Raw genomic sequence first — 14,776 nt, forward strand, 5'->3', positions numbered from 1 at the left:
TTAAGAGCTTATTATTTGCCTGTGTTTTAGTAAACGCGGTGTTTCTGATGTCCTTTTTACTTATTCCGGGCCATTGCACCATTTATCTGGCAGGCGATTCAACCATGGCGATCAAAAAGCCTAAGGCTTTTCCCGAAACAGGCTGGGGGATGCCTTTCGCTACATTTTTTGATAATACGATAACTGTTGACGACCGTGCGCAGAATGGCCGGAGTACAAAAACTTTCATTAATGAAGGTTTGTGGGATTCCATTGTTGGTAGTTTGCACGAAGGCGACTACGTATTTATACAATTTGGCCACAATGATGAAGTGCCCACCAAAAAGAGTTATATTAATGAACAGGGATACAAGGATAATTTAGAAAAATTCATCCGTGAAACCCGGGAGAAAAAAGCAAAGCCTGTATTACTTACCCCGGTTGCTCGAAGAAAGTTCGATACAACAGGCGTGGTAGTGGGAACACATGATGTTTATTCGGCGATCGTACGTAAAGTTGCCTCGGAACAAAAAGTTCCGCTTATAGATCTGGATAAGGAGAGTCAGGCTTTATTACAAAAGCTCGGGCCCGAGGAATCAAAAAAACTATTTAATTACCTGGCCCCGGGAGAAAGCATCAACTATCCGGAGGGCCGGGCAGACGATACTCACTTTAATGAATTGGGCGCCCGTAAAGTGGCTGAGATAGTGCTGGACGGCGTCCGGTCATTAAAGCTTGAAATTGTGCGACATATTGCTCTCAAGCCTTAAATCGGGTATCGGTTTTTCACCGTCCAAAATAAAATTTATGAGAAGTGTTGGTCAATAGCTAACAACTTAGGTATAAAAGCGCCTGCTTTAGATCCCTTCCATTTTACTCCGAAATAAAGTATATGCCGCTGCCGGACGTGCATTAAATACCGCAATCTGATTAAATATTCTTTTTTTTTATTTTAAATAATTTCATTTTGTTTAATTTGGGCCTTGGTGAGTTTCATTTCCATTCATCAAGATCAATTAAACCAAAATAATAAATCTAAAATCAACAGAAAATCATGGAATCAAATACATTAAGAATAGGCCTATTCGGTATTGGGCTGGATGCTTATTGGGGTCAGTTTGCAGGATTGCAAACGAGACTGAAAAGGTATATGGGAGTAGTAGAAGGAAAGCTTAAAGCGATCCATCCGGAGGTTGTAAACCTGGGCCTGATCGATACGGCCGAAAAAGCCTTTGAGGCCGGGAGTAAGTTTAGGCGGGAGGATGTTGACCTTATCTTTTTGTATGTAACCACTTATGCACTATCATCTACGGTGCTGCCTGTAGTGCAAAGAGCCAAGGTGCCGGTCATCATCCTGAATCTTGCGCCGGAGGCGGCTATTGATTATGAGGTTTTTAACCGGATGGAAGATCGTACCGCAATGACGGGCGAATGGCTGGCGTATTGTTCGGCCTGCCCCGTGCCCGAAATTGCCAATGTATTTAAACGGACCGGAATCAGGTTTCACCAGATCACCGGTATGCTGCATAACGACCCCGAATGCTGGGATGAAGTGACGGAATGGGTAGAAGCGGCTAAAGTGGCTCATGCCATGGCCTACAATAGGTTGGGCTGTATGGGGCATTACTACAGCGGTATGCTGGATATATACAGTGACCTAACCTTGCAATATGCCAGTTTTGGCGGCCACATAGAATTGCTGGAAGTGGATGAACTGGCCGGGCTCAGAAAATTAGTCACTGCAGAACACATAGCTGAAAGGGTAGCGCTTTTCCGGGCACAGTTTGAAGTGCAGGACGACTGCCCGATAGAAGAATTAGAAAGAGCGGCCAGAACCTCGATAGCGCTGGATGAATTGGTTGACCGACATAAGCTTGGCTCTATGGCCTATTACTATAAAGGCACGGGTAATGCGGATAATGAAGATACGATCAGCTCGATCATTTTAGGGAACTCGCTGCTGACTGCCAGAAACATACCTGTGGCGGGAGAATATGAGATAAAAAACGCCCAGGCGATGAAAATCATGGACAGCTTTGGGGCGGGCGGCTCATTCACCGAATATTATGCGATGGATTTTAAGGATGACGTGGTGCTAATGGGGCATGACGGCCCCGGGCATATTAAAATAGCCGAAGGGAAGACCAAGGTGCGCCCGTTAAAAGTATATCACGGTAAGGTGGGTAGGGGATTATCCGTAGAGATGTCGGTAAAACACGGCCCGGTAACCTTATTGTCGGTTGTAGAACAAGGAGGTAAACTAATGCTGCTGGTAGCCGAGGGAATGTCTGTAGCTGGCCCGGTGCTGGAGATAGGCAATACCAACAGCCGGTATCAATTCAGTATTGGAGCGCGCAATTTTGTGAATAACTGGAATAGCTATGGGCCGGCGCATCACTGCGCGGTAGGTGTGGGGCATATCAGTTCAAAGCTGCATAAACTGGGGCAATTGCTTAATATAGATATGGTGCAGGTATGTTAAAAACTTGGAGTTTTTGTGCATTAATAACATTCTTTGGGTTTAATACTATTTAAAATTGTTTCAACTCCTTTCTTTTTATAATAACATTAAAGTAAGTTTATCTTAACATGGTAGCTTTATTATTGCATTTGATTTAACAAATCGATTAAAAGTATTTAAAATTATTAAAATTTATGTTTTTTGAAGTTTTATTTTGTTTTATTTATTTTATTTTTATTTATTTGAATAGAATTAGTGAAGCTAACCAATTAACCATTAATAATTTATTTCCTGTTAATCAGTTCCTGACCCATTTAATGGGCTTTAGAATTCATTTATTAAAAAATTAAACCATTATGCAAAAAAAACTCTACTATGCTATTATTAAAAAAAAGCATTTTTATTTATTCCTGTTTGCCTTGCTTTTCGGCAACATGGCATTTGGCCAGCAGGCGGGCAGGATTAGGGGAAAGGTGACTGATGAAAGGGATGAACCGCTTCCGGGAGTGGCTGTATTAGTTAAAGGCACGCAAAATGGTGTTTCAACAAATAACAGCGGCGAGTATTCGATTAATGCAACACCATCCTCGGTTCTGGTTTTCAAGATGATCGGTTTTGAAACAGTAGAAACGGTGGTTGGCAACCGTGGGGAAATTAACATCAAACTGAAAATGGCCGCCAGGGGCCTTGACGAGGTTACTGTAAGTTACGGTAAGCAACGCAGCAGGGAGGTTACCGGGTCTATAGCGCAGATCAGCGCGACTCCGCTGCAGGATATGCCGGTAGGGCAATTTGCACAGCAATTGCAGGGAAAAGTTGCCGGTGTTGATATTTCACAAACCAGTGGTCAGCCCGGGCGCGGCATGGCGTTCCGTATCCGTGGCGCGGCATCGCTTACTTTAGATTATCAGCCCCTGTTTGTTATCGACGGTTTGCCTGTTACCGGTAGCATCAACAATATTAATCCCGATGAGATTGAAACATTTACGATATTAAAAGACGCGTCATCTACCGCTTTATATGGTTCGCGTGCAGCAAATGGTGTTATCCTGATAACCACCAAGCATGCTAAGGCAGGTGATTCAAAAATACAATTCAGTAGCAATTATGGTGTGCAAAAGATCCCAATGAATAGGGTGCCCGATATGATGAACGCCAATCAGTTTGCCACCTTTATGAATGAAAGGTATCAGGATCAGGTAAAATATGAGCCGGGAACAAATCCCAAGCTTGATCCTGCTTATGCAGACCCAAGCCAGTATGGCGAAGGAACCGACTGGTTTAAACTGCTTACCCGCACAGCTCCAATACAAAGTTATGATCTTACTGTGCAAACTGCACGTGAAAAATCTACATCAACAGTAATGGCGGGTTACCAGTCGCAACAGGGTGTAATTATAAATACCGGTACCAGGCTTTTTTCCCTGCGCATAAATCAGGACTTAACTTTAAGCAATAACAAATTAAAAATAGGGTTTAACCTTGCGCCAAGTTATCGCTTAGATCATAATAACAGGCTGAATACGGATGGCGTTGGCGGCTTGTTTGAAAGGGTTTTTGAATCAAGTCCATTGATATCCCCATATAATCCGGATGGCACTTACACCAAAAATGTGAACTCGCCGGGTATGGTTTCCTACATCAACCCGCTTGCCCAGTTCATGCTGAATAAAGACGATTATATTACCACGCGCATATTGGGTAATGCTTATTTAAATTATGAGTTTTTGCCAGGGCTGAGCATAAAGGTAAACGCAGGTGCAGACAAAGGCGCAGAAACACGTAACCAGTTTACTCCTGCCAGCATCACAGCCAACTCCATAGCTACGGGTTTAAGCAGTTCGGTTGACAATTACTCCTGGACCGCTGAAACAAACGTTCAGTACAATAAAACAATTGCCAATGACCATAATATAGAGGCTTTAGTAGGTTATTCGGCGCAAAAATTTAGCCAGGTAAGCAATTCAGTATCAGGCACAGGATATCCAAATGATGATATACCTTACTTAAGTGCTGCTACATCTATAACCGCGGGCTCAAGTAATATTACAGAGTACTCCCTGTTATCAGCCATTGGTCGTTTAAATTATAACTACAAAGGTAAGTACCTGTTACAGGGCGCTGTACGCCGCGACGGGTCATCAAGGTTTGGAACCAACCGTAAGTATGGATATTTTCCGTCTGTATCAGCAGGCTGGATAGTGAGTGATGAAACATTTATGGAAAACATCAAGATAATTGATTTCCTTAAAATACGATCAAGCTATGGAATAACCGGCAATAACACAATCGGAAATTACACCGCCTTGTCTGCACTGGGGAAATACAACTATGTATTAAACGGGGTTTCTGTTGCGGGGCAAACCATTGGTACATTAGGAAACCCTGAGCTGGCCTGGGAGCGTAACAAACAGTTTGATGTTGGTTTAGACCTGTCGATCCTCAAAAGCCGCATTAGTATTACCTATGATTATTACCACAAACTGTCAGACGGTTTGATCCAGTCACGGCCCATCCCAAGAGCGTCGGGTTTTTCGAGCATCAATTTTAACATCGGGCAGTTTGCTTTCTGGGGACATGAAATAGGTGTAAATACCGTGAACTTAACAGGTAAGCTAAAATGGAATAGCAGTTTCAATGTTTCATTTGAAAGAAACATTATCAAATCGCTGGTATCTCCGGGATTTATCCGCCGGAACAATACTGTTTCTTCTGATTATTACCGCAACCAGGTTGGTCACCATTTAGGAGAATTTTATGGTTTTGTTTATGAGGGATTATACAAAGATGCTACTGATCTGGCCAATTCAGCTAAGTACGGCAGCTCTTCTGATGTTGGTACAATTAAGGTGAAGGACATTAACGGTGATGGAGTGATTGATGACGTGAACGACCGTACATTCATTGGCGACCCAACCCCCGATTTTAATTTCGGTATCACAAACACCTTTACTTATAAAAACTTCGACCTGAACATTTCAATGGCCGGAGCTGTTGGCGGGCAAATTTTAAATGCCGCCAAATGGGCTTATCAAACCAATATGGATGGTTCAAGAATGTTGCTTGCCGCCGCGCTTGACCACTGGAGATCACCCGAAGATCCTGGTTCTGGTATTTACCCGAGAACAAAAACCGGTACTACTGCTATGGGCCGACAGGTAAACTCACAATGGCTTGAAAGCGGATCTTATCTTACCGCAAAAAATATTTCGCTGGGATATAATTTCAAATTAAAGAACGGCGGCATGCTGAAAAACTTACGGGTATACGGATCTGTTCAGCAAGCTTTCATTATAACAGGATATACCGGCATGAACCCCGAGATCAGCTTTTCGGGCCTGGATGCCACTCAGGGGATCGGTGTGGACGAAAACGCTTATCCTGTGCCAAGAACGTTCTCATTTGGCATCCAAACTACATTTAAATAAGATCATTTCAATATTTAACAAGACATGAAAAAGATATATATCTTAATTACCATACTTGCATTTACAGCAGCATCCTGTAAAAAGAGTTTTATTGACCTGTCCCCTAATGACTCAGTTTCACCCGGTACTTTCTATAAAACCGAGAGCGACTTCAGGCAGGCTATCGCTGCTGCTTACGCTCCGCTGCAGGATTTATCAGTTAATGACTACTTTACTTCCGAAATGAGGTCTGATAATGCCCATTATCAACCCTATCCAAGTAACCGTGGTACTGCCTATGTTCAAAGAGAGGCCATATCTGATTGGGTCGACGATCCAACCAACGCTTATACCAACGCGGTGTACTTTCATTGCTATAACGGTATCTCCAGATCAAATATCGTTATTGGGCGACTGGCCGCGGTAAACCTTGATGTCAACGTAAAAAATGATATTGATGGCCAGGCAAAGTTTTTAAGGGCCTGGAACTATTTTAAGCTGGTACGTCTTTTTGGCGCTGTTCCTTTATATTTAAAAGAAGTAACCAACGCCCAGGAAGCTTTTCTGCCGCGTTCAACCGTCGACCAGGTTTACACCCAGATCATCGCGGATGCTAATGATGCGATTAAAGAACTGGCCCCGCCGGCAAAATTTCCGCAAAGCGGGCAGGCAACCAAAGGATCGGCAACCATGTTACTGGCCGATGTGTATATGACCCAAAAGAAATATGCCGAAGCCGAAACATTGCTCAGCACATTACCTGCAATGGGGTACGGACTTAATGCCGAATATGCCGACGCGTTTTCTACAACAAACAAAAACAGTAAAGAGTCTATTTTTGAAATACAGTTTTTGCAGGGTACAGATAAAGGCACCCAGCCAAGTAACTTTATCTATCAGTTTTTACCAAGAACCAAAAATACCGGTATAATTACCACATTTGGCACAACTGTAGTTGCTACGGATAATTCGGGCACGGGTGGATGGAATACGCCTACACAGGACCTGATAGACTCTTATGAATCGGGCGACAAACGCCTTGACGCTTCTATCGGTATTGCCGAAGGTACTTATAATACCAGCGATTTGTTTACCATTACGGCCAATAAAAGTATTGTAAATTATACGCCGGCAGATGGTAAAGTAGGTGTGCCTTATATTAAAAAGTATCTTCATACACACATAACAGCCAACAATACAAATGATAACTGGCCTGTATACCGCTATTCAGGAGCGCTTTTGCTGTTGGCCGAAGCACAGAACGAGCAGGGAAAATCAGGGCAGGCATTAACTAATTTAAATACCGTGCGTGCACGTGCCGGCTTACCTGCAAGTACAGCAACAGACCAGGCAAACCTGCGGGCTGTTATTATGCACGAAAGAAGGGTAGAGCTCGCGTTTGAAAACCAGCGCTGGCATGACCTGGTGCGCACAGGCACAGCAATACCGGTGATGACCGCCTACGGCGCTAAGGCAAAAACAATATATAAATTCCTTCCTGGCAACGCGTTTGGCATTAACAACAACAGGTTATTATTCCCTATACCACAGTCAGAAAGAGAGCTAAATCCTGATTTAACACAAAACCCTGGTTATTTTTAGTCATTGATTTTATTCGGCGCCTGAATTTTTTAATCATTTTTTATAACTAAGTAAATAACAGATATGGCAAATAAAACTCATTTAAGCATTGGCCTCATGATTATGAGTGCTATGGTATGTTTATCGGCACCAAAGCTTTATGCACAAAATAGAGCGGTGACTGTAAACTGGGACAAAACAGTTTCGGTTTCAAAAACAACGCCAACCTTGCAGGTAGTATACAACCCAATGCTGCGTAAAAATTCGCCTATTCACAAAGGTACTTTTGATGCATTAAAAAATTTAGGTGCCGATTATGTGCGCTATGTGCCGTGGTTCCCGTACCCCAAAGCCGCGGTTGTGGAGCTGAGTGCACCTACAAAAGAGCAAACATTCTGGGATTTTACTTATGCAGATCCCGTTATGCAGGATCTGATGGAGGCTACAAAAGGGCATTCAGTAGTAATAAACTTTAGTACCATACCCGTATGGATGTTTAAAACCGATAAACCGGTTGTAGTTGATGCCAATCCTGACGAGGTTAATTGGGTGTATAATCAGGGCAGGGAGCTTCGCGACCCTTCGATGAAAGAGGTGGCGGGTTATTTTGCAAGGCTTTTAAGCTGGTATACCAAAGGTGGCTTTACCGACGAGTTGGGTAAGTTCCATAAGTCGGGCCATTACTATAACATACCTTATTGGGAAGTGCTTAATGAGCCTGATCTGGAACACCGGATATCGCCGCAGCTGTATACCAAAATATATGATGCCGTTGTAACCGAATTAAAAAAGGTATCGCCAAAAACAAAATTTGTGGGTATATCAGTGGCTCATGAAACCAACCCCGAATGGTTTGAGTATTTCTTAAACCCGGCAAACCATAAGCCCGGTGTGCCTTTAGAAGGAATTTCCTATCATTTTTATGGGCGGCCTGCCTCTGATGATCAAACCATTGATAGCTATCAGTATTCGTTTTTTGATCAGGCTAATGGTTTTCTTGACCGCGTAAGGTATATCGAAAACATACGCAAACGACTTGCCCCGCATGTATTTACACAGATAAATGAAATTGGTAATATATTACAAGACCACGATTATAAGGGTGTTATCCCCGATGCCTACTGGAATTTATCAGGCGCCATGTACGCCTACATCTACCTTGAACTTACCAAAATAGGTATTGATGTTGCCGGCGAGTCGCAGCTGGTAGGTTACCCTACACAATTTCCGGATGTAAGTATGATGAACTGGAAAAACAGCAAGCCCAATGCCCGTTACTGGGTGCTGAAGTTGCTCAAAGATAATTTTGGTCCGGGCGATAAGCTGCAAACTACCGCCATCCCAAGCCAGGATGTTACCGGCCAGGCATTTATAACCGCTAAAGGTAAAAAGCTGCTGCTGATAAACAGGCGTAATAAAGAAGTACAGCTTGAGTTACCTGCCGATGCTAAGAACGCCCGGGTTGATTATGTGGATGTTACCACGGGTGAAAACCCGGTTGCGCAATTGCAGCTGGAGAGTAGCACCATAACGCTTAAGCCGTTTGCCGTAGCGGTTTTAACCTTTCAATAATAACACAAATAATACTGTCCGTTCTTTGAAGCCGCTTAAAAAAACGCAATGACATAAAGCGGGGGCTGTCATCCTGAGCTTGTCGATGGATAGGGGGAAAGGCCTCTGCACGCGCCCTTCGACGGGCTCGGGGTGAAAGGCCGTCCGCCTATGGTAGCCGGCGTTAAGCCTGGCGAAGAAGATCCTTCGCTATCGTTCAGGATGACAACATTCCCCGCGCGTCATTGCGAGGTACGAAGCAATCGCGAACTATACAGGGCTACCCTGTGATGCCGCGCTTGCCGCGCTATCGCTCGCAATGACACAAAAAAGGACTGTCATCCTGAGCTTGTCGAAGGATAGCGGGGAAAGGCCTCTGCGCGCGCCCATCGACGGGCTGAGGGTGACAGGCCCGTTCACCTATGGGTAGCCAGCGTTTTGCAGGGCGAAGAAGATCCTTCGCTATCGCTCAGGATGACAACATTCCCCGCGCGTCATTGCGAGGTACGAAGCAATCGCGAACTATACAGGGCTACCCTGTGATGCCGGGATTGCCGCGCGATCGCTCGCAATGACACAAAAAAAGGCTGTCATCCTGAGCCTGTCGAAGGATAGCGGGGAAAGGCCTCTGCAAGCGCCCTTCGACAAGCAGATGACACTCCACTACAATAACATAACCCAATAAATGATCAATAAACTACCTAAACCAACAAACCAATTATCATGAAGCCAATTTTAAAGCTGAAACATTCCCCCAATGTTATTAAGAAAAAGAATAACAAGGTTTTTGTAAAGAGGTACACCTCACTGCACAGGTTTTTCGCACTGGTTTTAATCCCATATATTGTTCTTGCGGGGTGTAAAAAGCCATCATTGGTGCAGCAGGGCTCAAATGAAGCCAATGCTTCCGTTCAGTCAAAACTAACCACTAATTCGGCGTCAGGGCCTGATTTTATGATCGTGGTTATCCCTGATACCCAAACCTATACCGGCCAAAGTACCACATATAATTCCGTTATCGGCATGTTTTATGCCCAAACCAACTGGATAGTAAATCACCGGATAGACTCCAATATTGTTTACGTTATTCACCTGGGCGATATTTCTGAAAATGGCGATGACCCAACCCGCAGCCCGGTACAATGGCGGCGCGCGGATACTGCCATGGCCAAGCTTGATGTCGCAGGTATCCCTTACGGTATGGCCGTAGGTAACCATGACCAGGGCAACCATGACCCGGTTGGCGGCGGAACCAATACTAATGACCGCGGAAGCTGTTTTAGTACCACCACTTATTATAACCAATATTTTGGTTTTGCTACGCCGCGCTTTAGCGGAATGTCTTTTTATGGCGGGCACTACGGCAACAATAATGACAGTCATTATGACCTGTTCAGCGCTGGCGGAATAGATTTTATTGCCATTTATATTGAATATGATGACCGTACCGATGCCGCATCGGTAACCGAAAGGGATAACATGAATAACTGGGCAAAAGGGCTTTTAACAGGTGCCTATGCCGACCGCAAGGCCATTATTGTTACCCACTATGCCGGTAGCCCTGCAACTCCGTCAACCTATTCGGCACAAACCCAGGAAATTTATAATAAGGTAAAATCATGCCCTAATGTATTTATGTTTTTAGGCGGGCATGTAAACGGCGAAGGCTACAGGCAGGACACCTACGGTGGTAAAACTATAAAGACTTTTGTTTCTGATTACCAGTTCAGGACGCTGGGTGGTAATGGTTATATGCGTTTAATGAAATTTTCTCCCGCTAAAGATCTCATTAGTGTAAAAACTTTCTCCCCGTATATTTCGCAGTTTGAAACCGACAGCGACAGCCAGTTTACAAGGCCTTTGTTTCATGAAGAAACGGCTGCCCGTTCCTGTGATTTTGACCGTGACGGATTATCGGACCTGTCTTTCTTTAATCTGGGTGTATGGAAGGTTCAGGGTATGGCAAACGTAACTTATGGCAGTGCTACCCAGGGCGATTTGCCGGTTTCCAGGGATTATGACGGCGATGGCAAAACAGATTTGGCGGTATGGCGGCCGGCTAACTTAACCTGGTATATTAAACTGGCTACAGAAACCACGGCGGTTTATGGTGAAACCGGTGATATACCCGTGCCCGCGGATTATAACGGCGACGGAAAAGCGGATATTGCCATGTTCAGGCCATCAAGCCCATATCATTGGTATATAAAAGGCCAAACAGGTTATGATTATGGTGAAGCCGGCGTTATACCGGTACCCGGTGATTATGACGGCGACGGTAAGGTAGATGCGGCATACTATAAAATTTCGACAGGTATGTGGAACGTAAGAGGCCAGATTACCAACAAGCATTATGGCGACGCCGGATATATACCCGTACCGGGCGATTACAATGGCGACGGCAAAACAGATGTAGCCATTTTTGATCCTGCTACCGGCATATGGCATCTGGACAGCGCGAATACAGGCGTTAACAATGTAACGGTTTTAACACCGGTTGCCGGGGATATACCTGCACCGGGCGACTATTTTGGCGACGGAAAAACGCATCCGGCCATTTACCGTCCTTCAAATCAAACATTATACATGTATAATAATGGCGCCGTTACAACCACGGTTTATGGCGGCAGCGGCGATAAGTTGCTAAACCTGCCATACCATATCCGTAAATTCTTTTTCCCGTGATGGGATATTTAAAATACTACTACCATAAAACCGGGCAAAGTTTATCGCCCGGTTTTGTTACCAGAGCTTATGAACATCAACAGAAGAAAATTTTTAGAGGTTAGTTCCATAGCGGCAGCGGGCGCCGCTCTTTTTAAGTCCAACGCTATGGGCGCCGTTATTAATGGCGTTAATGTGATCGGTATAAATGAGTTGCGAAGGAATTTTATTCATCCTCCCAATGCTGCAAGATCTTCCTGCTACTGGTGGTGGTTCAACGGTTTGGTTGACCGCGAAGGCATAACGCGCGATCTGGAAGAATTCAGGGCTAAAGGCATGGGCGAGGTATTGCTGGTAAACTCGGCCGGCGGTTTAGGTGGCGTACCGTTTCCGCTGGGCGTAAAGTTTTTGTCAGACGAGTGGAAAGCTCTTTACCGCCATGCCATGAAAGAGGCTAAACGGTTAAATATAGCTGTCGGCGTCAATTTATCTTCGGGCTGGTGTATGGGCGGCCCCTGGATAAAACCAGAAAACTCCGGCCGCTGGTACCTGCAGGCCGAGTTGGCGGTTACCGGTCCGCGAAAGTTCTCTGACAAATTACCGTTGCCGGGTAACAGGGCAGGGTATGATAATGTGTTTAACCCGCCCGGGTATAAGGAGTATATAGATCTGCCGCTTGAGCAGCTTGATTATCAGGATACAGCCATAGTTGCCATACCTGATAACAGCAGCAGCAATAACCGCATCAGCGGTGAACGCGCTAAAGTGCTGGCGGCCAAAACCAATCATAAAGACGCCAGCAACTTTACTTTGGCAACGGCTGTTATGGGGCCGGTTTTAACCCAATGGCATAATAAACCCTCAGATACTCCGGTTGCTCCCGCTCAGGTTATTGATCTTACAAACAAGGTTAATAAAGATGGGCACCTGGACTGGGATGTGCCCGCCGGTAACTGGAAAATAATCCGTACCGGGCACCGGATGACAGGGTCCAGGCTTATGATAGCCCAGCCCGAAGCCGATGGCCTGTCGATCGACTGGTTTGACCGTAAGGGGGTAGAGCTGCAATTTGAAAACATAGGTAAGGTATTATTGGAAGAGGCAGCCAAAGTTGGCAACAAGCCTAAATATTTTTGCGATGACAGTTTTGAGGACGGATTTCCGAACTGGACAGCCAACATACTGCAGCAATTTGAACATTATCGCGGTTATGATGCCAAACCTTATCTGCCTGTGCTCTCCGGCTATATTATTGGCAGCGCGGAAATATCCGACCGTTTTTTAAACGATTACCGCAAAACCCTGGCTGATTGTATGGCCGATGAGCATTATAAGCGTTTTGCCGATTTGTGCCATAATGCCGGTATAAAAGTGCAAAATGAAGCTGCCGGGCCAAGCCGCTCTGGCACTATATGTATGGATGGGCTCAAAAACCTTGGTCGCAGCGATTTCCCCATGGGCGAATTTTGGCTTGGGCCAAATCACGAAGATCAAAGCACGCTAACCGATGATAAGCCCTATGGCGTATCCCGACTGGATAAGGGGCAAAATAAGGTTACAAAAATGGTGGCTTCGGCTTCGCATATTTATGGAAAGCAAACGGTATCTGCAGAGGCATTTACCACCATGAGGCATTGGCTTGATTATCCTGGGTCGCTCAAGCAAGCGTTGGACCGGGCTTACTGCGAAGGCGTGAACCGTATTGCTATACATACTTCAACCGCCGCCCGGCCAAAAGATGGCAAGCCCGGTTATGAATATGGCGCCGGCACTCATTTTAACCCCAATGTAACCTGGTGGGAAAAATCAGGCGCTTTTTTTGACTATGTGGCCCGTTGCCAGTATTTGCTGCGATTGGGAATGTTTGTAGCCGATGTTTTATTTTACAATGGCGATACTGCCCCCAACCTTGTAGCGCAAAAACATACAGATCCGTCTTTGGGTAAAGGATATGATTATGATGTGTGCAATGAAGAGGTTTTGCTAACCCGTCTTTCTGTTAAAAACAGAAGACTGGTTTTGCCCGACGGCATGAGCTATAAAGTTCTCGTACTGCCCGATCATGACCGGATGCCGCTGGCGGTGTTGAATAAGATTGCCGATCTGGTAAAAGCGGGGGCTACCGTTATTGGTCCAAAACCTCTGCAGGATTCTGGTCTTAAAAACTATCCGCACTGCGATGAAGCCCTAAAAAACAAAGCGGATGAAATTTGGGGTAAAATTGACGGAAAAAGTGTTAAAATGAATGGTTATGGTGAAGGATTTATTGTTTTTGGTGATGATATCAGGCAAGTTTTGCTACGAAATTCGGTTCTGCCCGACTTTGAATACACTACAGACGGGGATGGTTGGATTGACTTTATCCATCGGTCAACACCCGAAGCAGAGATCTATTTTGTTACCAACCGACATGCTAAAACAGTGCAGTCAACCTGCACGTTCCGGGTAAAGAACCGTACCCCCGAAATATGGGACGCGGTTAGCGGAAAGATCAATAATAAGACTGATTTTAGTCGGGTAGATGGCCGTATTCAGGTTCCTTTAAAGTTTGAGGCTTTTCAATCCTGGTTTGTAATATTTCCTGTAAATAATTCATTATCAGTAATAAAAAAGAAAAATAATTACCCCGAACTCAAGCCTGTAAAAGAGCTTATCGGAGCATGGCACGTGGAATTTGATATCAAATGGGGCGGCCCCAAATCGATAGAATTTGAAACCCTGCAAGATTGGAGCAAACACCCGGACGAACGCGTCAGATACTACTCAGGGAGAGCTATTTATACCAAAAAGTTCGATTTTATAGCTGATACTAAGCAACCTGAGGTTTATATAGACCTGGGTGTAGTAAAAAATATTGCCGACGTAAGCCTCAATGGCAAGCATTTGGGCATTGTATGGACTTCGCCCTGGCGCATAGCTGTTTCATCTGCCTTAAAATCAGGCGAAAACGTCTTAAAGATAGAAGTAATTAACCTGTGGCCAAACCGCCTGATCGGCGACGCCGCTTTGCCCGTCGAAAAACGATTGACCAATACTAATATCGTGTTTAAACAGGATGATCCGTTACTGCCTTCGGGTTTGCTGGGCCCGGTAACCATACAGGTTGAAAATAACTAATTAGATACTATAAATA

7 protein-coding genes are annotated in these 14,776 nt (G+C 44.8%); all 7 read left to right on the forward strand.

The features are described from left to right. Window positions 1-47 precede the first annotated feature (47 nt). The 7 genes from J2W55_RS13795 (at window position 48) to J2W55_RS13825 (ending at window position 14,760) form a co-directional block, all read left to right on the forward strand. Window positions 48-749 carry a rhamnogalacturonan acetylesterase gene (locus J2W55_RS13795; protein ID WP_310096546.1) on the forward strand — a complete coding sequence of 234 codons (702 nt, stop codon included), beginning with the start codon at window positions 48-50 and terminating at the stop codon, window positions 747-749. Between the two features lie 284 nt (window positions 750-1,033). Beyond that, window positions 1,034-2,461: an arabinose isomerase gene (locus J2W55_RS13800; RefSeq protein WP_310096547.1), complete on the forward strand. Its 1,428-nt coding sequence runs from the start codon at window positions 1,034-1,036 to the stop codon at window positions 2,459-2,461. 335 nt (window positions 2,462-2,796) lie between these two features. Beyond that, the gene (locus J2W55_RS13805; protein ID WP_310096548.1) at window positions 2,797-5,868 is read left to right on the forward strand and encodes a SusC/RagA family TonB-linked outer membrane protein; all 3,072 of its coding nucleotides are present in this window, start codon (window positions 2,797-2,799) and stop codon (window positions 5,866-5,868) included. 24 nt (window positions 5,869-5,892) lie between these two features. After that, window positions 5,893-7,449, forward strand: coding sequence for a RagB/SusD family nutrient uptake outer membrane protein (locus J2W55_RS13810; RefSeq protein ID WP_310096549.1), 1,557 nt, complete (start codon window positions 5,893-5,895; stop codon window positions 7,447-7,449). Window positions 7,450-7,512: 63 nt separating this feature from the next. Continuing rightward, window positions 7,513-9,000, forward strand: a complete 1,488-nt coding sequence (locus tag J2W55_RS13815) for a glycoside hydrolase family protein (RefSeq protein ID WP_310096550.1) — start codon at window positions 7,513-7,515, stop codon at window positions 8,998-9,000. Window positions 9,001-9,702: 702 nt separating this feature from the next. Further along, a complete protein-coding gene (locus J2W55_RS13820; protein ID WP_310096551.1) occupies window positions 9,703-11,664 on the forward strand; it encodes an FG-GAP-like repeat-containing protein in 1,962 nt (653 codons plus the stop codon). Window positions 11,665-11,733: 69 nt separating this feature from the next. After that, window positions 11,734-14,760 (forward strand): glycosyl hydrolase, encoded by a 3,027-nt coding sequence (locus J2W55_RS13825; protein ID WP_310096552.1) that lies wholly within the window; start codon window positions 11,734-11,736, stop codon window positions 14,758-14,760. Window positions 14,761-14,776 lie beyond the last annotated feature (16 nt).

This window comes from Mucilaginibacter pocheonensis (genome assembly GCF_031456535.1).
Taxonomy (GTDB): domain Bacteria; phylum Bacteroidota; class Bacteroidia; order Sphingobacteriales; family Sphingobacteriaceae; genus Mucilaginibacter; species Mucilaginibacter pocheonensis.